General features: G+C 68.6%; 18 protein-coding genes. 7 read left to right on the top strand and 11 right to left on the bottom strand.

Features of this window, described 5'->3' with window-relative positions; all coding sequences use genetic code 11:
* Positions 1-24: 24 nt before the first annotated feature.
* Positions 25-978 carry a conjugal transfer protein gene (locus ACGFIF_RS01635; protein WP_393150256.1) on the bottom strand — a complete coding sequence of 318 codons (954 nt, stop codon included), beginning with the start codon at positions 976-978 and terminating at the stop codon, positions 25-27.
* 701 nt (positions 979-1,679) lie between these two features.
* Between ACGFIF_RS01635 and ACGFIF_RS01630 the strand changes: the two genes are divergently transcribed.
* Entirely contained in the window at positions 1,680-2,555 is an 876-nt protein-coding gene (locus ACGFIF_RS01630; RefSeq protein ID WP_393150254.1) for an aldo/keto reductase, read from the top strand.
* 175 nt (positions 2,556-2,730) lie between these two features.
* Positions 2,731-3,120: a thioredoxin gene (trxA, locus tag ACGFIF_RS01625; protein ID WP_393150252.1), complete on the top strand. Its 390-nt coding sequence runs from the start codon at positions 2,731-2,733 to the stop codon at positions 3,118-3,120.
* A 61-nt stretch (positions 3,121-3,181) separates the two neighbouring features.
* Here trxA and ACGFIF_RS01620 read toward each other — a convergent pair whose 3' ends face one another.
* From ACGFIF_RS01620 to ACGFIF_RS01610, 3 genes are all read right to left on the bottom strand, one after another.
* The gene (locus tag ACGFIF_RS01620; protein ID WP_393150250.1) at positions 3,182-3,940 is read right to left on the bottom strand and encodes a hypothetical protein; all 759 of its coding nucleotides are present in this window, start codon (positions 3,938-3,940) and stop codon (positions 3,182-3,184) included.
* Positions 3,941-4,087: 147 nt separating this feature from the next.
* Complete coding sequence (locus tag ACGFIF_RS01615) at positions 4,088-4,519, bottom strand: GNAT family N-acetyltransferase (RefSeq protein WP_393150248.1); 432 nt, start codon at positions 4,517-4,519, stop codon at positions 4,088-4,090.
* A gap of 211 nt (positions 4,520-4,730) precedes the next feature.
* Positions 4,731-5,996 (bottom strand): NAD(P)/FAD-dependent oxidoreductase, encoded by a 1,266-nt coding sequence (locus ACGFIF_RS01610; RefSeq protein WP_393150246.1) that lies wholly within the window; start codon positions 5,994-5,996, stop codon positions 4,731-4,733.
* Between the two features lie 90 nt (positions 5,997-6,086).
* Here ACGFIF_RS01610 and ACGFIF_RS01605 point away from each other — a divergent pair, with 90 nt between their 5' ends.
* On the top strand, positions 6,087-7,634 hold the full coding sequence (locus ACGFIF_RS01605) for a helix-turn-helix domain-containing protein (protein WP_393150244.1): 1,548 nt from the start codon (positions 6,087-6,089) through the stop codon (positions 7,632-7,634).
* A gap of 291 nt (positions 7,635-7,925) precedes the next feature.
* Here ACGFIF_RS01605 and ACGFIF_RS01600 read toward each other — a convergent pair whose 3' ends face one another.
* From ACGFIF_RS01600 to ACGFIF_RS01590, 3 genes are all read right to left on the bottom strand, one after another.
* Entirely contained in the window at positions 7,926-9,023 is a 1,098-nt protein-coding gene (locus ACGFIF_RS01600; RefSeq protein WP_393150242.1) for an NAD(P)/FAD-dependent oxidoreductase, read from the bottom strand.
* A complete protein-coding gene (locus ACGFIF_RS01595) occupies positions 9,020-9,529 on the bottom strand; it encodes an isoprenylcysteine carboxyl methyltransferase family protein (RefSeq protein ID WP_393150240.1) in 510 nt (169 codons plus the stop codon). The genes ACGFIF_RS01600 and ACGFIF_RS01595 overlap by 4 nt, the downstream gene beginning before the upstream one ends.
* A gap of 118 nt (positions 9,530-9,647) precedes the next feature.
* A complete protein-coding gene (locus tag ACGFIF_RS01590; protein ID WP_393150238.1) occupies positions 9,648-10,697 on the bottom strand; it encodes a type III polyketide synthase in 1,050 nt (349 codons plus the stop codon).
* An 18-nt stretch (positions 10,698-10,715) separates the two neighbouring features.
* Between ACGFIF_RS01590 and ACGFIF_RS01585 the strand changes: the two genes are divergently transcribed.
* Positions 10,716-11,534, top strand: coding sequence for a UbiA family prenyltransferase (locus ACGFIF_RS01585; RefSeq protein WP_393150236.1), 819 nt, complete (start codon positions 10,716-10,718; stop codon positions 11,532-11,534).
* Here the strand turns inward: ACGFIF_RS01585 and ACGFIF_RS01580 are convergent.
* Both ACGFIF_RS01580 and ACGFIF_RS01575 read right to left on the bottom strand, forming a co-directional pair.
* Positions 11,523-13,301, bottom strand: a complete 1,779-nt coding sequence (locus tag ACGFIF_RS01580) for a thiamine pyrophosphate-requiring protein (RefSeq protein ID WP_393150234.1) — start codon at positions 13,299-13,301, stop codon at positions 11,523-11,525. The two genes, ACGFIF_RS01585 and ACGFIF_RS01580, sit on opposite strands and share 12 nt — an antisense overlap.
* Before the next feature lie 47 nt (positions 13,302-13,348).
* Entirely contained in the window at positions 13,349-14,221 is an 873-nt protein-coding gene (locus tag ACGFIF_RS01575) for a LysR substrate-binding domain-containing protein (RefSeq protein ID WP_393150232.1), read from the bottom strand.
* Between the two features lie 123 nt (positions 14,222-14,344).
* Between ACGFIF_RS01575 and ACGFIF_RS01570 the strand changes: the two genes are divergently transcribed.
* From ACGFIF_RS01570 to ACGFIF_RS01560, 3 genes are all read left to right on the top strand, one after another.
* Positions 14,345-15,862, top strand: coding sequence for an MFS transporter (locus tag ACGFIF_RS01570; RefSeq protein WP_393150230.1), 1,518 nt, complete (start codon positions 14,345-14,347; stop codon positions 15,860-15,862).
* Positions 15,863-16,011: 149 nt separating this feature from the next.
* Entirely contained in the window at positions 16,012-18,144 is a 2,133-nt protein-coding gene (locus tag ACGFIF_RS01565) for a fibronectin type III domain-containing protein (protein ID WP_393150228.1), read from the top strand.
* A gap of 63 nt (positions 18,145-18,207) precedes the next feature.
* Positions 18,208-18,936: a DUF427 domain-containing protein gene (locus ACGFIF_RS01560; protein ID WP_393150226.1), complete on the top strand. Its 729-nt coding sequence runs from the start codon at positions 18,208-18,210 to the stop codon at positions 18,934-18,936.
* Here ACGFIF_RS01560 and ACGFIF_RS01555 read toward each other — a convergent pair.
* Both ACGFIF_RS01555 and ACGFIF_RS01550 read right to left on the bottom strand, forming a co-directional pair.
* Positions 18,917-19,306: a MerR family transcriptional regulator gene (locus tag ACGFIF_RS01555; RefSeq protein WP_393150224.1), complete on the bottom strand. Its 390-nt coding sequence runs from the start codon at positions 19,304-19,306 to the stop codon at positions 18,917-18,919. The two genes, ACGFIF_RS01560 and ACGFIF_RS01555, sit on opposite strands and share 20 nt — an antisense overlap.
* A complete protein-coding gene (locus ACGFIF_RS01550) occupies positions 19,306-20,079 on the bottom strand; it encodes an SDR family NAD(P)-dependent oxidoreductase (RefSeq protein ID WP_393150222.1) in 774 nt (257 codons plus the stop codon). The genes ACGFIF_RS01555 and ACGFIF_RS01550 overlap by 1 nt, the downstream gene beginning before the upstream one ends.
* Positions 20,080-20,084: the final 5 nt, after the last annotated feature.

The following is a 20,084-nucleotide window of genomic DNA, read 5'->3' as shown; positions in this document are numbered from 1 at the left end:
TCGTCCGACGGCTGGTAGCTGATGTCATCCGACGGCAGCCACTTGCCATCGTTGTGCTCCGTCCGTGGCGACAGTACGCCTCAGCGTGAGCGTGTACGTCTGGTCCAGGGTGGTATCTCCAGCCCCGTCCCAGGTGACGGCCGCGGTTGCCCGCCGCTCGTCGTCGTTGCCGGCGAAGACCTGCCAGTCCTTGAGTTCGGCGAACTTCACCGAACCGTTCAGACTGCGGATGGTCGAACCCGGCGCGGTCACCGCCGACACCTTGTTGTCGGATTCGGCGTAGGCGGAGAAGAAAGCCTCCGCGTCCTTCAGCGTTGCAGCGGTCAGGTCGTCGTCCGGGACGCCGGCCTCCGGCATGTTGTCGGGCAACGCGGCGCGCTCGTCCGGTACGAACGTCGGCGGCCCGCTGGCCACGATGCGTGACGCGGTCCGGGCGACCGGGACGGACAGCCGCTCCCAGCTGTACGGCCCGGGAACCCACGATGCACCGCGCTTGGTGAACGGCCTGACCTCCACGCGTACGTCGACCACGGCGGTGACGCCACCGGAGTCGACCTTGACCTCGCCCGGGTAGGCCCGGTCGGCGGTCTGCTTGCCGCGACCGTTCCACCCGGCCCGGGTGTCCAGTCCGGCGGCCAGGTCGAGGCCGATCTGGGCCGGCCGGGCGTCGGCGTTCGCCTCGTCCCAGTTCAGGTAGGAGACGGCGTACCGGGTCGCGACCGCGCGGGCCTCGTCGGCCGGGAAGCTGTTCTGATTGCTGACCACCGTCTCCGGGGTCCGGTTCGGCGCGACCCAGGAGCGGACGCCGCTGATCGCCGCCAGCAGCAGGACGACGACCACCAGGCCGCGGAAGAACCGCCGGGCCCAGGTGGAGAACGACGACTCGGGCTCGGTCGACCACGGCGGCTGCCCGGGCTCAAGTGCGTCCCGGGGCGGCGCCGGGGGTGCGTGCGTTCCGTGAGGGGAACGCTGTTTCAAACGTTCGGGGGTCCGATGACCTCCGGAGTTCTCCGGCGGACGAGCGGAAGGACGACGGGGCGGGGCCATCACTCCGCCGGCCGGCGGATGCGCTTGAGGAGCCGAATACTGGGCCGCTACGCCCTGTGCCTGGCGAGGGGTGGGTGGCACCGGTCCATCGGGGTGGTCCCACCACTCCGGGGCGGTGTTCGACGGGCGTCCTTTGCCCGGCTTCTTTGTGCGGCGCTGATCCGACCAATGCTCACCTTTTGGCGGCAGATTCAGCACCGTTCGCCACCAACTCATCGCTACCCGCCCCTCAGACAGCAGTTACGCGGACAGTAGCCGGGAGGATACGGCAAGCAACTGTCCTCCGGGAGACCTGAGACCAGGATCCGGATGCTCCATCGCTCCCCGCAGCCATACTGTTACCCCGCTCGCGGGCAGTGTCACCTTCATCGGGCAAGAGTGACACCTCCAATACCGTCGTCATAGCTCCTCTCTCATGCCCGCTCGAGTCGATCGGGCAGCGCAAACCTTGCCATACGGCACGGACGGTCCTCGAATATCCGTGCGAACAATATGGTAAAGAGTGCATCAAGCGCTCACGCATAGTAACCGATCGGTAGTCTCAGCCTGTGGAAAACTCTCCCGTGGCGAGGGGTCAAAACGCAGTGCCGGGCATAGGGTCGCCATAACCCTGCTACCCCTGGAGGACCAGGATGGAAACTCGCCGACTGGGCAGACTCGGGCACGACAGCTCGGTCCTCATCTACGGCGCCGCGTCACTCGGTGGGGTCGACCAGGATCGGGCCGATGCCTCGATCCAGGAGGCCCTCGATGCCGGTATCAACCACTTCGACGTCGCGGCCGACTACGGCGACGCCGAGATCCGGCTCGGTCCGCGGATGCCGGAGATCCGCGACCGCATCTTCCTCGCGACCAAGACCGGCCGCCGGACCAAGGAAGAGGCCTGGGCCGAGATCAACCGCTCGCTGGAGCGACTGCAGACCGACCACGTCGACCTGATCCAGATGCACGCGGTCTGCGATCTGGAGAATCTCGATCTCGTCACCGGCACGGGCGGTTCGCTCGAAGCGGCGATCCAGGCCAAGGAACAGGGTCTGGTCCGGGCGATCGGGATCACCGGGCACACCGCGCAGGCGCCGGCCGTCCACACCGAGGGACTGCGCCGGTTCGATTTCGACAGTGTGCTCACACCGCTGAACTACCGATTGTCGACGGATCCGCAGTACGCCGCCGACTACGCTGCCCTGGTGGACGCGGTGAAGGCGTCCGACGCCGCGCTGATGACGATCAAGATGATTGCCCGGCGCAACTGGCACGACGGCGAGGAGAAGGCGTACGACACCTGGTACCGGCCGTTCGACGAGCAGCGCTACATCACCGCGGCGACCGCGTGGCTGCTCAACGGGCACCCGGAGATCACCGGACTGGCCACGGCCGGCGAGACCCGGTTGCTGCGTCAGATGGTCGTCGCCGAGCGCGACCGGGCCGAGCTGACACCGGAGGCCGCCGCGTCGATCCTCGACGAGGTCCAGGACTATGCGTCACCCTTCGTGGACATGCCGATCTGATCTGGACGTGTGCCAGGTCACACCCGCTGCTCCGCATTTCGGTCACCTGCCGATACGGTCAAACGCTTGTACGTCGTACCTGCTGTCACCGGCCGGTACGACGTACCTCGGCCGGGAACACCCGCGGCCGGTTCGGTGTTGTAGAGGCTGTATTCGTCTAACTTCGGAGGTCGTAGTGGCAACGGTCGAGCTGTCCCAGGAGAACTTCAACGAGGTCGTCAGCGGTGACGGTCTCGTGCTGGTGGACTTCTGGGCGGAGTGGTGTGGCCCGTGCAAGATGTTCGGACCGGTGTACGAGAAGTCGTCCGAGGCGCACACGGACATCACCTTCGGCAAGGTCGACACCGAGGCACAGGTCGAGCTCGCCCAGGCGTTCGACATCCGTTCGATTCCGACCCTGATGGCGGTCCGCGACGGCGTCGTCCTGTACTCCCAGCCCGGCGCGCTGCCGGCGCCCGCCCTGGAGGACCTGATCGGCCAGCTCCGCGCTGTCGACATGGACGAGGTCCGGGCCCAGATCGCCGCTCACGAGGCCGAGCACGGCACCGAGCCGCACACTCACTGAGTCAAATACCTGTCTGACTGTGGGCTCAGCTCACAGCAAGCTGTCCAACGAATCCGGGCACTCAACGACTGAGTGCCCGGATTTGTTGTGCGATCTCAGCCCTTGCGCTGCCGTCCCTGAGGTTCGGACTGGCATCGATCGCCGACCGCAGGGCGGCATGGTCGACCGGCGACAGGCGGTGCCACTCGTCGCGGACCAGCCTGAGCGCGTGGTACTGCTCGTTGCCGGTCAGCGAGCGGCTGACGGCCTCGAGCAGGATCTCGCCGTCGATCAGGGAGGGATCGCCCTCCATCAGCCCCAGGGCGAGCACGCGCACGATCGGCGTACCTTCGCGGAACATCGCCTTGACCTCGTCCTGGTCGAACTTCTCGACCACCGCCGCGCTGGATACCCGCTCGATGATGCGGTCGAGCACCATCGCGCGGACGTTCCTCAGTTCGGGGCCACGTAGCTCGGTGTAGACCGTGGCGTACGCGTCGAGCTCGCGGCCGAGACCAAGTCGCTGCAGCGTGTTGGCAGCGTCGCGGGCGGTGGCGGCGACTTGGCGGATCAGTTGCACCTCGAACTGGCCGAGTCTCATCGCCCGGATCCGGTCGACGATCGACGGCGCGATGAGCAGCAGGACGCCGAGAGCCAGCACCAAGGCCAGAACGCTTTCGTCGACGTCGGAGAAGAGCCCCACAAGGCCGGTGACGAGCAGACCCACGCCCGCCAGCAGACAGACGACCCGAGCCGCGACGTCGAGAACCCGCGGTGCCTGGTCCAGCCAGGAGCTCCGCCGCGGAGCCGGGCCGCGCGGAACGGGCACCTGAGGAGCCATCTGGGGCTGACTGAACGGCTGTGGAGCGTGGCGGCCCGAACCTGACTGCCCTTCGTTGCTGTCGGACATCGCCCCGGCCTCCCAGGTCGTTGAGGGTGTCAACGATGGTGCTCCGCGCCGAGACGTTCGGCAACACCCCGGCCAGGCTCAGGTTGTCAGCCGGGCGTCGCTGGTACGGCGCATGAGGAGGGAGCGGCCGACCTCGTCGGTGAAACCCCACTGGCGGTAGAACGGGACCAGTTCTGGCTGGCAGACGAGTTCGAGGCTGCGGACGGTTGCCAGCGCGGGGTGGTGTACGACGGCATCCAGCAGCCGAGCGCCGAGGCCGGAGCCGCGGTGAGCCTCGGAGACGACTACGTCGAGAACCAGGGCGACGTACGTGTAGTCGGTGAGGACTCTCGCGAAGCCGACCAAGCGGTTCGTCGGGCGATCGGTCAGAACGGTGATGATGTCCGACTGCTGCAGCATCTGAGCCACCTCGTCAGCACCCCGGTCCGCCGTCCACCATGCCGAGCGGAACAGCTCGAGAAGGTCAGGCAGCCGTTTGTCCTCTACTGCCGATCCGATGGCGACGTCCATGGGCAAACACCCTGTCACAACGTGATGGGAGCGGGCCCTGGGCAGGAGAACGTGGCCAGGGCCCGCTCCGGGCTGACCGGAGGCGGCGGCAGGTGAGCCACTGTGGCGCAGGGCGGGTGAGGCAGAACCGCCCGGGTCACCTGGAGTGCCGCTCGAGGCGTGGGTCAGCGCAGGTGGAGGGACCGTGTCGTCGGGGTCCCTCCCGTTGTGGTCAGCGGAGTGGGTTGAACGGTGCCAGCTCGCGCGGAGTGCGGCCGGTGGTGATGGTCTCGGCCAGCAGCTGTCCGGTGATCGGGCCGAGGGTGATACCCCACATACCGTGACCGCCGGCGGCGAAGACGCGCGGTGACGCGGTGGCGCCGATCAGCGGGAGACCGTCCGGGGTGCACGGGCGCGGGCCGACCCACTCGAAGGTCCGGGCGTCCAGGTCGGCGTCGCGCAGCAGCGGCCGGGCCGCCTCGACGATCGCGTCGATCCGGCGCGGGTCAAGCTTCGCGTCCGGCTTGCGGAACTCCATCATCCCGGCGACCCGGAGCCGGTCACCGAGCGGCGTGCAGGCGATCCGCTGCGCCGGGAAGTACACCGGCCCGGCCGGTACGTGCGCGATCGGCACGCTGAAGCTGTAGCCACGACCCGCCTGGACGACAGTGCGAACGCCGTACTGCCGGGCCAGATCGCCGAGCCACGCGCCGGTCGCCATCACGACGGCGTCGAACGGGTCGGTCTCACCGTCGCCGGTGACGAGGCGCACGCCGCGGATCTCGTCGATGATGTCCTTCACGACCACTCCGCTGATGATCTGCCCGCCGCGGGCGATCACCGAGTCGGCCAGCATCTGCACATAATCGCCGGGGTTGATGAACCGCTGCCCGTGCAGCCGGATCGCGGCGCCGATCTGGTCGGACAGCGAGGGCTCGATCTCGCGGGCGTCGTCACCGCTGATCGGCTCGAACTCGATGCCCTGGCCGGCCGCGTGGATGTGCTCGATCTCCTCGAGCAGCACGCTGCGCTCGGCCTCGGTCCGGTACGCCGCCAGGAACGACTTGGCCTCGTACGTCTGCGCCTCGACGCCGGCCTTGGCCAGGAAGTCGAACGCGGTCAGGGCCTGCCGGTTGATCGGGACCAGCGACTCCATCGCGGTCTTCCAGCGTCCGGCGGTGCTGTTGCGAGCGAAGCGGGTGAGGAAACTGAGGAGCCGCGGGCTCGCGGTCGGTGGAACGTACACCGGTGAGGAGGGGCTCAGCACCGCGCGGACGCCGTACTTGAGGACGGCCGGTTCCGGCAGCGGGGTGGCCAGGCCGGGCGTGAGCCAGCCGGCGTTGCCCCAGGACGCGCCCGCGGCGACGCCTTCGCGATCGAGCACGGTGACCTCGACGCCGGCTTCCTGGAGGAACCAGGCGGTGGCGAGTCCGACCATGCCCGCGCCGACGACGGCGACGCGATCGGGAACGATGTGAGTGGAACCAGCAGCGACCATGTATCGATGGTGCGGCCGCGAACGGCCGCTGTCATGGTGCGATCACACCACAGAAGAGACAAATGACTGTGCGCAGAGCACAATAACCCCATGATCACCGCGCCTGACCTGATCGTCGCCGTCGGCCCTGCCCTGTTCGAGGTGGTGGTGACCGGCAAGGGCGACGGAGAGGTCCGTGACGTCTTCCTCGCCGACCCCCAGGAGCCCGCGACCGGTCAGCCCGGCGATCTGGTGCTCGGACTCGGTCTGCGTGACGCAGAGGACGCTGTGGAGCTGGTAGAGCGCTGCGCCGCCGGCAACGCGTCAGGAGTCGTTCTGCGTACGACGCTCGCCCACGAGCCCACTGTGGTCGCGGCAGCCGAGCGCTGGTTGCTCACACTCGTCGCATTGCAGCCGAGCGTCACCTGGGCCCACGTGGTCTGGCTGCTGCGCGGTGTCATCGACAGAGCCGGTGCACCCGACTCCCCTGTCGCTGGAGACGCCGGAGTGCACCAGGAGTTGTTCGCACTCGCAGACGCGGCCGCAGCGATCGTGGACGCACCCGTCACCATCGAGGACAACCAGTCACGCGTGCTGGCCTACTCCTCCGGCCAGGACTTCACCGACCCCACCCGTGTCTCCACCATCGTCGGCCGACGCGTCCCGGCCGAGGTGATCGCGCACTTCCGGGCCCGTGGCATCTTCCGCCGGCTGGCGCGGTCCAGCGAGCCGTTCCTGGTGCCTAACGGTCCGAACGGCATCCGCCCGCGTCTCGTCGTACCTGTGCGGGCTGGTGGTGAGTGGCTCGGGTCCATCTGGGCTGTCGTGGACGGACCGGTCAGTGACGAGGTGACGGCCGAGCTGAGCAACGCTGCGTCGGTGCTGGCACTGCATCTGCTGCGGCTACGAGCACAGGCGGACGTTGCACGGCGGAGTGCCATCGACCGGCTGCGGACGATCCTCCGGCAGTTCTCCCCCGACAATCCGATCGACGTACGGCTACCACCCCAGCCCTGGCGGGTTGTCGCACTCGGCTCGCCAGACGGGTACGACGTACCGCAGCAACTCGATCTGTGGGAGTCGACCGGTCGTCGGCACGGGTGGAGCGAGCCGCAACTCGCAGACCTCGACGGCACCGTGCTGGCTGTCGTCACAGACGCGGACGGCCCCGGCTCGTGGAACTGGCTGCGCAAGCTGGTCGCCGAGCAGGCCAGGACCGCTCCCGGCACCATCGCCGCGGCAGGCGGTCCCGCACGTGGTCCGGCCGACCTGCCGAGCTCACGCGCCCAGGCAGTCGAGTTGCTGGGCCTGGTACGGCGGGGAGCCGCACCCGGACCCGCATTACGCGTGGAAGAGGCCTGGCATGTGCTGACTGTTCACCGGGCCGTCACCTCGTTGGACACCAGCAAGCTGGACGGACCGCTCGCCACACTGCTGCGACACGACATCGAGCACGACACCGGGTTCGTCGACACGTTGCAGGCGTGGCTGGATTATCCGGGTCAGCCGCAGCGTGCGGCGCGAGAACTTCACTTGCACACCAACACATTGCGGCACCGGATGAAACGGATCGGTGAGATCGCCGCGTTGGATCTGTCGAATCCGCGCGAGCGGCTCGCCTTGCAACTGCAGATCGCGGCGGTGCGAACAGAGCACTGAGATGTTCGCCACAGCCCTCCGTAACAAGGCTTCACATTCCGGCAACTGTTGGGCAACATCCGCCTGATTAAGTCTTCCTCAGAAACACCGAGCAACACCCCCAAGGACTGTCCCAGCTTTTCACCAGGAAGCTGGGGCACCGTTCCAGCCTTTCACCAGGAGGCTGGACCGGCCGGTCCGAGCTTTTCACCAGGAAGCTCGGGCTTCTCGTGGGCCCGGCGGTTGTCTGAGCGATCGCCGGGCCCCAAGAGAATTCCCTGCTCCGACAGGGAAATCAGGACGACGGGGACATCAGGCCAGCCGGTTGACGATCTGGGCATAGAGACCCGGAAGCAGCGCGGCGGCCGGCACGATACGGGGTGCGAGCAACGATCTGTTGCGGGCCCAGAGCAACGATCCGGTCAGCAGCCGGCACTCCCAGGACACCCGTCGCCAGGCCGCTTCATAGTACTCCGGGCGATCCTGTTCCACACAGCGGACCAGCTCCGCGGAGGTTCGCAGCGCGACCGCGATGCCCTCACCGGTGAGCGCGTCGACGTACCCGGCTGCATCGCCGACGAGCAGCACCCGCCCGGCCACGCGCGCACGTACTCTCTGGCGTAGTGGCCCGGCTCCCATCACCGCGTTCGCGGGGCAGGCGCCGCGCAGCCGCCGCTTGAGCGCCGGGAAGGCGTCGAGGTGGGAGTCGAAGGTCCCCCGGGCTGAGGTGAGGATGGCGACGCCCACGAGGTCGTCGGCAACAGGTGTCACGTAGGCCTCCCCGAGCGATGACCAGTAGACCTCGACGAGGTCGGTCCAGGGAGACACGGAGAAGTGCTGGCGCAGTCCACGGCGTACGCCGCCTGCGGCGCCGGAGCTGGGGGCGAGGCGAGCGGCTCCGGGACGGCTAGGGGTGAGGGCGAGGCGAGCGGCCGCTGGAAGGCTGGAGGGGGTGGCGGTGAGACCTAGTTGGCGACGGATGCCAGAGTGCAAGCCGTCGGCAGCGGCCAGGTAGCGGGCGGTGTAGCCGGCGGCGGTGACCGAGGTGGTGTTCTGGGTGATGGGGCCGACACGAGCCTGGACGACCGGGATGTCCAGTTCGGCGAGGCGACGCATCAGCCCTTTGTGCAAGGTGGTGCGACGGACGCCCAGACCGGGGCCTGCCCGGAAGCGGGCATCGACCTGGTGGTTGGCGTCCAGGTATCTGATGCCGTGAAACGGACGGCCGGACAAGTCCACCCCCAACCGGCCCAGATACTCGACCGCGCTGTGGGCGATGCCTTCACCGCAGGCCTTGTCGATCGGGGCTGACCGCGGCTCGACGACCACCACCGACATGCCGGCCATAGCCGCCCGGATCGCGGTCGCGGCACCGGCCGGACCGGCGCCGGCCACCAGCAGGTCGATCACTTCTGCAGGGCGGAGTTCAACGCCGCCTCCTCGGCCCGGATGCGGACCGCCAGCAACGGGATGTTCAGCACGGTGAAGACCAGTGCCGTCACCCAGGCCGTGTGGACCAGCGGCAACGCGATGCCCTCGGCAACCACGGCGACGTAGTTCGGATGACGCAGCCACCGATACGGGCCGCCCGCAACCAGCCGCAGCCCTGGTACGACGATCACGCGCGTGTTCCACTGACGGCCGAGCACCGCGATGCACCACCACCGCAACCCCTGCGACAGCAGCACCACCACGAACATCGTCCACCCGAGCCACGGCACGAACGGCCGGTGAGCCGCCTCCACCAGACACCCGACCAGCAGCCCGGTGTGCAGCACCACCATGAACGGATAGTGCCCGCGCCCCGACTCCACGCCGCCCTGCGCGAAACTCCACCGCGCGTTCCGCAGCGACACCACCAGCTCAGCCACCCGCTCGAACCCGACCAGCACCACGAGTACGACGTACCAGGTCATGGGGCCTCCCGGCCTGGACTGAGGAGCGGAGGGAGCGCAGCGACTGGAGTGACGAGGGAAGGCCGGGAGCCAAGGCCCCATGACCACGCCGGCGCCGGAGGCCCGGCCAAAAGCACTGTCACGGCCACTCCAGTAGGACGAGTTCCGAGCAGAATCCCGGGCCCATGGCCAGTAGCAGTCCCATCCCGACAGGATCCCGTCGCAAGGTCTCACCCAGCACGTGCAACACCGATGACGACGACAAGTTGCCGACCGCATCGAGCGACTGCCAGGTCAGGTCCAGCGCGCCCGGCCGCAACGACAGCGTCTCCGCCACCGCCTCCAGCACCTTCGGTCCGCCCGGATGGCTCACCCAGGTCCCGATCTCCGGCACGGTCAACCCATGACCGGACAAGAACTCGCGCACGTCCCCGCCGAGGTACGTCCGCACCACGTCCGGCACGTCCGCCCCGAGCACGATCCGGAATCCGCCCGACCCGACATCCCACCCCATCACCCGCTCGGACTCCGGATACAGCCGGCTCCGCGTCGCCACCACCGACGGCCCGGACGCCAACGGATGCTCCGACCCGGTCATCACCACCGCAGCCGCACCGTCTCCGAACAGCGCCCCACCCACGAGGTTCGGCAACGAAGAGTCGTCCCGTTGCAGAGTGAGCGAGCACAACTCGACCGACAGCAGTACGGCGACGTGCGTCGGCCACGCCTTCAGATAGTCGTGCACCCGGGCGATCCCCGCCGCACCGCCCACACAGCCCAGCCCGAACAACGGCAGCCGCTTGACGTCCTCCCGCAACCCCAACCGCAGCGCGACCCGCGCGTCGATCGAAGGCGCCGCCACCCCGGTCACCGTGGTGAACATCAGCAGATCGACATCCTCGAGCGTCAGCCCGGCATCCTTCACCGCCCCCGCGACCGCCTCCGCACCGAGGTCCACGGCCGCCGCGATCCAGGCGTCGTTCGCCTCGCCGAAGTCCTTGAGTACGGCGTACTGCTCCAGCGGCAACGCCAGATGCCGGTACGACACCCCCGCGTTCGCGTGCAGCCGGCGGAGCAACGCCGTACCACTGCCGTCCGGCAGACAGATCGAGGCGAAGGCCTCGGTCAAGGAAGACTGCGGATACCGGTTCGGCGGCAACGCGGGCCGAACCGCGGCGATCCGCGTCATCGTGGCATCGTTACTTCGGTGAGCCCAGTCGTCACGACCGTGCGAGGTCTCGCGCTCGCCTGCCATCCCGGACCGACGGCCGCGGTCACCGCACTCACCACGGCCGTGGCCTGGTCGGCCGGGCGAAGTCCGGCCGGGTGTCTCCTCGTCGCAGCAACGATCCTCACCGGCCACCTCTCGATCGGCTGGAGCAATGACGCGATAGATGCCGCCCGCGACACCATTGTGAACCGCCAGGACAAGCCCGTGGTACGTGGACTGGTGAGTCGCCGCACGCTGATGGTGGGTGCGACGGTCATGCTCATCGTCACCATCCCGGTCTCACTGGCCAACGGGATCGCCGCCGGCCTGATGCATCTGCTCTTCGTCGCCTGCGCCTGGGCGTACAACCTCGGCCTCAAGTCGACCGCGATCTCCTGGCTCCCGTACGCCGTCGCGTTCGGGGCGCTGCCCTCGTTCGTCACCCTCGGCACGACCGGCACCTGGGCGCCCTGGTGGGCGACGGCCGCCACCGCCCTGCTCGGAGTCGGTGCCCACCTGGCAAACGTCGTACCCGATCTGGCCGACGACCTCGCCACCGGCGTCCGCGGCTGGCCGCAACGCCTCGGCAGCGCGGCCCGGCTGCTCGCCCCGGTCCCGTTGGCGGCGGCCACGATCCTGCTCGTCGTCGCCCCGCCCGGACCGGTCGGCCTGATCGGCTGGATCGTCCTGGCGATCGTCGCGGCCCTCCTGATCACCATTCTGAGCTGGAAGAACGCACCCTTCCTGGTCACCATCGCGGTCGCCGCGGTCAGCGTGGCAGCGCTCGTCATCCGGGGCGACGCGCTAGTTCCGTAGCTCCTGGAGCTTGGTCTTCACGCCTTCCTTCAGCACACCCCAGCGGTCCTCGTCGCCGCGCCACAACGACTTGGCCAGCTTCTGGATCTCGTCCCAGCTCGCATGCGGCGGAATCGGCGGTACGTCGGGATCGCAGTACACATCGAGCAGCATCGGCCGGTCCGAGGCGAGTGCGCTGTCCCAGGCCATCCCGAGGTAGTCACCGTCCCGGATCGTGATCGCCGAGAGCCCCACCGAGCGCGCGAAGGCCGCATAGTCGACGTCCGGCAGCGTCTGCGAGTCCGGGAACTTCGGCGCGCCCTGCAACGACCGCATCTCCCAGGTCACCTGGTTGAGGTCATTGTTGTGCAGGACGGCGATCACCAGCCGCGGATCGCTCCACTCCTGCCAGTACCGCTTGATCGTGATCAACTCGGCCAGCCCGTTCATCTGCATCGCACCGTCCCCGGAGAACGCGACCACCGGCTTCCCAGGGTGACCGAACTTCGCGCCGATCGCGTACGGCACCGCGGACCCCATCGTCGCCAGCGTCCCGGACAGCGAACCGTGGGTGCTGTCGTTGAACCGCACCTGCCGCGCGTACCAGTCGGCCGCCGAGCCGGAGTCCGCGACGACGGTGCAGTCGTCCGGCAGCCGTTCGGAGAACTCGTGGAACAGCCGTTGCGGGTTCACCGGGTCCGCCTCGACCTGCGCGGCCGCGGCCATCACCTCCCACCAGCGCTTGACGCCGTCCTCGATCCCGGACCGCCAGGACCGGTCCTCCTTCTGCAGCAGGTACGGCGTGAGCTCGCGCAGCGTGGCCCCGGCGTCGCCGACCAGGTTCACCTCGTACGGGTACCGCATCCCGATCATGGTCGGATCCACGTCGATCTGGACCGCTCGCGCAGTCCCGAACTCCGGCAGGAACTGTGAGTACGGGAAGCTCGATCCGACCGTCAGCAACGTGTCGCAGCCCTGCATCAACTCCCAGCTCGGCCGCGTCCCGAGCAACCCGATCGAGCCGGTCACGTACGGCAGGTGGTCACTCAGCACGTCCTTGCCGAGCAGCGCCTTGGCAACGCCCGCGTTCAGCAACTCCGCGACCACCTCGAGCTCACGCCGGGCACCACGCGCACCCTGCCCGACCAGGATGGCGACCCTGTCGCCACTGTTCAGTACGTCGGCCGCCCGCAGCAGCGCCTCCTCGTCCGGCACCTGCGTCGCCGGCGCGAAACCGAGACTCGACGGGACCATCTTGAAGTCGTGCGACGGCGGTGAGTACTCCAGCTCCTGGACGTCGGAGGGCACGATGATCGCGGTCGGTGCAGACCGGGCCAGTGCGGTCCGGATCGCCCGGTCGAGCACATTCGGCAGCTGCTCGGGCACGTTGACCGTCTCGAGGTACTCACTCGCGACGTCCTTGAACAGCGAGTGCAGGTCGACCTCCTGCTGGTACGAGCCGCCCATCGCGGACCGGCTCGTCTGGCCCACGATGGCGACCACCGGGACGTGGTCGAGTTTGGCGTCGTACAGGCCGTTCAGGAGGTGGATCGCGCCGGGGCCGGAGGTTGCCATGCAGACGCCGACGCGGCCGGTGAACTTGGCGTAGCCGACCGCCTGGAAGGCGCTCATCTCCTCATGCCGCGACTGCAGGAAGCGCGGACCCTCCTCGGTCCGGGTCCAGGCCGCGAGGATGCCGTTGATGCCGTCGCCCGGATAGCCGAAGACGGTGTCGACCTGCCAGTCCCGGAGTCGCTCGAGCAGATAGTCGCCAACCGTCGTCGCCATGTCAGACCTCCCTGGAGTCACCCCTCGGGTGCCCCCGGGCGGGTCCTTTATGCGGCGTCGGGCTTGAGGGGCGCGTTGCTGCCGAGGATGGCGGCAGTGAGGGCTTCGGCGGGTTCTTTCGCCGCGCGGGGGTTGGTGATCAGGACCAGGTCGATGGCCGGGAGCTCGGGCAGGCCGGCGCTCGGCGGCGGTTCGACCAGGTCGGCCGGCATCAGGGAGCGGGCGAAGATCGCGATGCCGAGGCCGGCCCGGACAGCCGCGAGTACGCCGTTCACGCCGCGGACGATGCAGGTGATCCGGCAGGACCGGCCGGCCTGCTCCAGCGTCTGCACACCGAGCGACCGGCTCAGGCTGGGTGCCTGGTACGCGACCAGCGGCACCGGACCGTCCGGCGCGATCCGGGTCCCGTTGATCCCGGCCCAGACGAGCGGATCCCGCCGTACCAGCCGTCCGTTCGGCTCGTAGCCGGTGCCGACGCTGTGCTTGACATAGGCGAGGTCCAGGTGACCGGACTCCACCCGGCGGAGCAGGTTGGGGCTCTGGGCAACTGTGAGCTCGAGGTCGATCCGCGGGTACAGCTGCCGGAAGTCGCGCAGGATCCGCGGCAGCGGGGTCAGGGCCAGGTCGTCGGTGACGCCGAACCGCAGCCGGCCGCGCAGCTCCGAGCCGGTGAAGTACCCGGCCGCCTCCTCGTGCGCGGCCAGGATGGTCCGGGCGAACCCGGCCATCGCCTCGCCGTCCGCGGTCAGGGTGACCGTCCGCGTGTCGCGCAGGAACAGCGGTCGCCCGACCGCCATCTCGAGTTTGCGGACATGTTGGCTGACCGTCGGCTGCCGGATACCCAGCCGGTCGGCCGCCTGGGTGAAACTGAGCGACTGCGCCACCGCCAGGAACGTGCGCAGCTGATCCGGATCGTACATCGATGGACCTCCCATTACGCGACGCTATAAGAGTAATAGGAGTAATTCGCTATCAGAATTCAGCACCGAACCGTGAGGATAGAGCTGTCCTCCCCTGACCAGCCACTCGTGTAGGGATCGCTCTTGACCACCCGGGCCACCGGTACTGTCCCATCCGCTCCCGACTTCCACACCCACCGCAGTACGAGTCCCTCCGAACCGCAGCGGCGCCCCGGCTTCCGGGACACCTTCAGCGCCCTGCAGGTCCGCAACTTCCGCTTACTGGTCAGCGGACTGCTGGTCAGCTCGACCGGCGGCTGGATCCAGCGCATCGCCCAGGACTGGCTGGTGCTCACCATCACCGGCAGCGCCACCGCGGTCGGCATCACCACCGCGCTGCAGTTCCTCCCCACCCTCCTGCTCGGCCTGTACGGCGGAGTGATCGCGGACCGCTTCCCGAAACGCAAGGTCCTGCTGGTCACCCAGACGACGATGGGCACGGGGGCCGCCGTCCTCGCCGTGCTGGCCTTCACCGGCCAGGTACAGGTCTGGCAGGTCTATCTGCTGGCGCTGTTCCTCGGTCTCGCGACGGCCGTCGACAACCCGACCCGGCAGTCCTTCGTCACCGAACTGGTCGGCAAGGAGCGGGTCCGGAACGCGATCAGCATGGTCTCGTCGACGTTCCAGCTGGGCAGCATGATCGGCCCGGCGCTCGGCGGCATCCTGCTCGGCACCCTCGGCACCGGCTGGGCCTTCGCGCTGAACGCAGCCACCTTCCTCGCGTCGATCTCCGCGCTGCTGATGATGCGTGAGCACGAGATGCCCGGTCTGCAGGCGGCCCGCCGGGCGAGTGCCGGGATGCGGATCCGGGACGGGCTGAAGGACGGCGTGCGGTACGCGTTCCACGAGCCGGCCGTCCGCTGGGCGATCGCGCTGGTCGGCATCTACGGCATGTTCGCGATCAGCCTGCCGGTCACGCTGACCGCCTTCGCCGACCGCGTCTTCCACACCGGCGCCACCGGGTACGGCGTACTGAACTCGGTCGTGGCGGTGGGAGCACTGACCGGCGCACTGTTGTCGGCACGGCGGGTCCGGACGCCCCGCCTGCGGAACCTGGTCGGGATCGCGTCGCTGCTGACCGTGACCGAGGTCCTGGCCGCGATCCAGCCGTCGCTGTGGACCTTCATCCCGCTGCTGGCCGCGCTCGGCATGGCGACCCTGATGTTCCTCACCGCCGCGCAGTCGATGGTTCAACTGACCACCCCCGACGGCCTCCGCGGGCGGGTCTCCGGGATCTACAACCTGGTGTTCATCGGCGGCGGTGCGATCGGCGGTCCGCTGGTCGGCTTACTGGCCCAGAACTGGGGTGCGCGCACCAGTCTGTTGCTCTCCGGCCTGATCCCGGCCGCGGCGACCATCGCCATCGCGCTCCGGCTCCGCCGAGACGGCCGCTTCCGGCTGGTCCTGGTCCGGATCCGCTCGCCCTGGCACCAGCCGCCGGTCCGGCTCAACCTCGAGCAGACCTCGATCCGGCTGTCGGCTCCGGCCAGCCACCCGACGACGCGGACCTCGCGGCCCTTCACGCTCGGACGGCGTCAGCACCAGCGCACCGATCCACACACCCGCCCGCTGCGCCCACGCCGTCGGCCGCAGCACCACTGAGCCACCGGGACAGGGCCGAGTAGCTGCCACTCGGTCCTGTCCCGGTCACCGCACCTACGGACAGTCATCGGGCTCGAATACTTGACGACGTAAATTAACCGACCCTAGGGTCGGACGGGTCCGCTCTCTCCTCCCCCGGAGGATCACCCATGTCTGTCTCCCCCCGGCGTACCAGACGCCGTACCGCAGCCGTCGTGCTCGCCGCCGTCGCCCTGGTGTCGACGGCAGCCGCGATCGCACCGGCCGACGCCGCCCAACCAACAGCAGTCCAGCCGGGTCCCAAGCCGACCCTGGTCGAGCCCGACTCCGCCTTCCAGGGCACCCCGGATCTGGCGCCGTCGGCGAAGACGCCGGCGAAGTACCCGCAGGTCGCGGCCAAGCCGTACATGGGCTGGAGCAGCTGGAGCCTGCAGTCCACCAACTACCCCGGTGTGAACCCGGACGGCCCGGGCAGCTTCATCAGCGAGAAGAACATCCTCACCCAGGCCCAGGCGATGGCCAGCAAGCTCAAGCCGTACGGCTACGAGTACATCAACATCGACGCCGGCTGGCAGCTCGGCGGTGACGAGTACGGCCGCCCGGTCGCGAACACCCAGCGGTTCCCGCGCGGGATGAAGGCGGTCGGCGACGACATCCACAAGCTCGGCCTGAAGTTCGGCATCTACACCGTGGTCGGCCTCGGCTTCGACGTCTACCGCGACGGCAACACGCCGATCTACGACGCGCCCGGCTGTTTCACCCGCGACATCGTCTACCCGGACCTGCGCACCACGAACGGCTGGGACCAGGCCTACAAGATCAACTACGAAAGCCCGTGCGCGCAGAAGTACGCGGACTCGATCGCGAACCTGTTCGCCGGCTGGGGTGTCGACTTCATCAAGATGGACGGTGTCGGCCCGGGCTCCTGGAAGGGCGCCCCGGACGACCCGAACCACAACAACACCGAGGACGTCGAAGCCTGGTGGCGCGCGGTCCAGAACTCCGGCCGCCCGATGATGTACACGCTGTCGTGGTCGCTCAGCCACCGGTACGCCGAGGTCTGGAAGCAGAACTCGAACGGCTGGCGGATCGACACCGACGTGGAGTGCTACTGCGACACCATCGTCCGCTGGGACGGCTCGGTGAAGCAGCGCTGGTGGGACCTGCCGCAGTGGGTCGACGACGCCGGACCGGGTCACTGGAACAACCTGGACGCGATCAACGTCGGCGTCGGGGAGATGGACGGTATCAACGATGCCGAGCGGCAGAGCTACATGACGTTCTGGGCGATCAACGCGGCCCCGCTGTTCGTCGGTGACGACATGACCAAGCTCGACGCGTACGGCCTGAAGCTGCTGACCAACCGCGAGGTCATCGCGATCAACCAGTCCGGCACCCCGGCCCGCCCGCTGAACCAGGACCAGCTGCAGCAGGTCTGGTACGCCAAGAACGCCGATGGCAGTGTCACGGTCGGTCTGTTCAACCTGGCCGAGACTCCTGCCACGGTGACCGGGAACTTCGACCAGCTCGGCATCACCGGTAAGGCGACCGTCCGCGATGTCTGGGCCGACCGGAACACGCGCAACGTGGCCGGCCAGGTCAGCGCGGCACTCCCGGCCCACGGCTCGAAGCTCTACAAAATCACGCCGAACAGCGTCGGCAGCCCGACCAAGCCGGCCGACCTGACCGCGACCGACGTGAGCCGTACGACGGTCAGCCTCGACTGGCAGCCGAGCACCGGTGCCACGTCGTACCAGGTGTTTGCCAACGGCAAGCAGGTGGCGACGAGCTCGAGCAGCAACGCTGTGGTGACCGGGCTGCTGCCGCAGACGCAGTACACCTTCACGGTGAAGGGTGTGAAGAGCGGTCGTACGTCGGAGGCGAGCGCGCCGGTCACCATGTTCACCGCGAAGTCGGGTGGACCGGTGAAGTACGAGGCCGAGGCGTCGACCAGCACGCTGACCGGCAACGCGGGCATCTCGGGCTGCAACCTGTGCTCGGGCGGTCAGAAGATCGGCAACATCGGCTACGACGCGTCGGTGACGCTGAACAACATCACCGTGCCCACCACCGGCACCTACCTGGTGAAGATCGCCTACACCGACGGTGACACCAGCCGGCAGAGCATGCTCACCGTCAACGGCGCCGACGACTACTGGGTGAACTACCACGGCCTCGGCGACAACGACTGGGGTACACCGCAGGTCACCTACCTGCCGATGAAGCTCCAGGCCGGAGCCAACTCGATCAAGGTGCACAACCCGAGCGGCTACATCGCCGACATCGACTGGATCACCGTCTGACGGTTGTCCACAGATCGCGGGGCCGGCCTTCCCCTGGGCCGGCCCCGTGCCTTTACTGGACGAATGAACGCGTACCCCGAAACTCTGGTCCCACCCGGCTCCACGGCTCCGGTCCCCCGCCGGATCCGCGCGACTCTCGACGGTCGCGTCGTCCTGGACACGATGGACGCGATCTATCTGTGGGAGTGGCCGCCGTACCCGCAGTACTACATTCCGGTCGCCGATGTGGCGGACGGCGTGCTGACCGACACCGGGGAGACGAAGACGTTCGACCACGGTGTCGCGCGGGTCCACACCGCCGGGTCGGGCAAGGCCTGGGTGTATGACGACGGGATCGCGAAGGACCGGGTCCGGTTCCAGTGGGACGCGCTGGACAGCTGGTTCGAGGAGGACGAGGAGGTCTTCGTCCACCCCCGCAACCCGTACGCCCGCTGCGACGCGATCAAGTCGACCCGTCACGTCCAGGTCGCCGTCGACGGCGTCGTCCTGGCCGAGTCGGCGTCGACCGTGATCGTCTTCGAGACCGGGCTACCGCCGCGCTACTACTTCCCGCGTACGGCGGTGAAGCTCGAGCACCTCACCCCGAGCAGCACCGTCACCGCCTGCCCGTACAAGGGCCGGACCTCGGCCTGGTGGTCCGTCGGCGAGCACGCGGATCTCGCCTGGTCCTACGACTTCCCCACCGCTCCACTCCTGCCGATCGCCAGCCATATCGCCTTCTTCGACGAGAAGGTCGACACCACCGTCGACGGCGTACCGCAAGCCCGCCCGATCACCCCGTTCTCGGACTGAGCTCCGCGATCATCGACTGGAAATGGGGGCATTCGGTGAAGTCGGGGGCTTCGCAGGTCAGGGCGTGGGCGATGAGGCGCTTGGACTCCTGGGCCTGGCGGATGTGGTCGTCGAGGGCGGCGTCCTGCTCGACCAGGACCTGCTTGCGTTCCCGACCGCTCGGCGCAGCGAACATCCGGCGGATCTGGTCGAGGCTGAGGCCGGCCGCCTTGGCCCGCTGGATCATCACCACGCGGGCCGCGTGGGATTCGTCGTACTGACGTCGTCCGCCGACGCGGCCGGCCGGGGTGAGCAGCCCTTCGTCCTCCCAGTGCCGGAGGACATGCGTCGCGAGCCCGAACCGGCCCGCCAGTTCGCCGATCTCGAACATCAGATCGCCGACGTGACGCCGCCGTCCATGGTAATGATCGCGCCGGTGACATAACTGGCCAGCGGGGAGGCGAGGAAGACCGCGACGTTGGCGACCTCGGCGGGTTCGCCGGCGCGACCCATCGGGATCTCGGCGACCATCTCCGCCAGCAGTTCGTCCTTCGGGCGACCGCTCGCGCGGACCGCGGCCTCGAGTCCTTCGTCCACCCGGGCGGTGCGGGTCATGCCGGGGTTGATCACGTTGACCCGGACGCCCTGACCGGCGTACGCCTTGGCGTAGCCGACCGACGCCAGCATCAGCGCCGCGTTGGCCGCGCCGCCGCCGATGTGCAGCGGGTTCGCCGCGCGGCCGCCCTGGCCGACCACGTTCACGATCGCGCCGCTGCCGCGCTCGGCCATGGCGCGGATGATCGCCTCGGTCGCGTGCATGTAGGTGAAGTACTTCGTCTCCATCGCCGCGTGCAGCGCCTTGCTGTCGAGCTCGTCGACCGGGGTGCGGCGGGCCGCTCCCGCACAGTTGATCAGGATGTCCGGTACGCCGATCCGCCCGAACGCGGCCCTGGTCGCGTCGGCGTCGGTGAGGTCCACCGCCTCGACGTCGTACTGCAGCCCCTTGGCCGCCAACTCCTCCTGCGCCTTCGCCAGATTGCCGGGATCACGGGAGATTCCGGTCACCTTGGCGCCCTCGCGCGCGAGCGCCTCCGCACAGGCCAGGCCGATGCCCTTGCTGGCTCCGGTGACGACCGCGGTCCGGCCGGACAGTTGCAGGTCCACGTGAC

Source organism: Kribbella sp. NPDC049174 (assembly GCF_043197365.1).
Lineage (GTDB): Bacteria > Actinomycetota > Actinomycetes > Propionibacteriales > Kribbellaceae > Kribbella.
The sequence above is the reverse complement of the archived record's forward strand: the minus strand, read 5'-3'. Positions and strand labels throughout refer to the sequence as shown.

Coding starts and splice junctions, on each gene's coding strand:
- ACGFIF_RS01630 (WP_393150254.1), top strand. CDS start 1,680: ATGGAAACTCGCCGACTGGGCAGACTCGGGCACGACAGCTCGGTCCTC.
- ACGFIF_RS01605 (WP_393150244.1), top strand. CDS start 6,087: ATGATCACCGCGCCTGACCTGATCGTCGCCGTCGGCCCTGCCCTGTTC.
- ACGFIF_RS01620 (WP_393150250.1), bottom strand. CDS start 3,940: ATGGCTCCTCAGGTGCCCGTTCCGCGCGGCCCGGCTCCGCGGCGGAGC.
- ACGFIF_RS01555 (WP_393150224.1), bottom strand. CDS start 19,306: ATGTTCGAGATCGGCGAACTGGCGGGCCGGTTCGGGCTCGCGACGCAT.
- ACGFIF_RS01565 (WP_393150228.1), top strand. CDS start 16,012: ATGTCTGTCTCCCCCCGGCGTACCAGACGCCGTACCGCAGCCGTCGTG.
- ACGFIF_RS01580 (WP_393150234.1), bottom strand. CDS start 13,301: ATGGCGACGACGGTTGGCGACTATCTGCTCGAGCGACTCCGGGACTGG.
- ACGFIF_RS01560 (WP_393150226.1), top strand. CDS start 18,208: ATGAACGCGTACCCCGAAACTCTGGTCCCACCCGGCTCCACGGCTCCG.
- ACGFIF_RS01615 (WP_393150248.1), bottom strand. CDS start 4,519: ATGGACGTCGCCATCGGATCGGCAGTAGAGGACAAACGGCTGCCTGAC.
- ACGFIF_RS01590 (WP_393150238.1), bottom strand. CDS start 10,697: ATGACGCGGATCGCCGCGGTTCGGCCCGCGTTGCCGCCGAACCGGTAT.
- ACGFIF_RS01575 (WP_393150232.1), bottom strand. CDS start 14,221: ATGTACGATCCGGATCAGCTGCGCACGTTCCTGGCGGTGGCGCAGTCG.
- ACGFIF_RS01595 (WP_393150240.1), bottom strand. CDS start 9,529: ATGACCTGGTACGTCGTACTCGTGGTGCTGGTCGGGTTCGAGCGGGTG.
- ACGFIF_RS01610 (WP_393150246.1), bottom strand. CDS start 5,996: ATGGTCGCTGCTGGTTCCACTCACATCGTTCCCGATCGCGTCGCCGTC.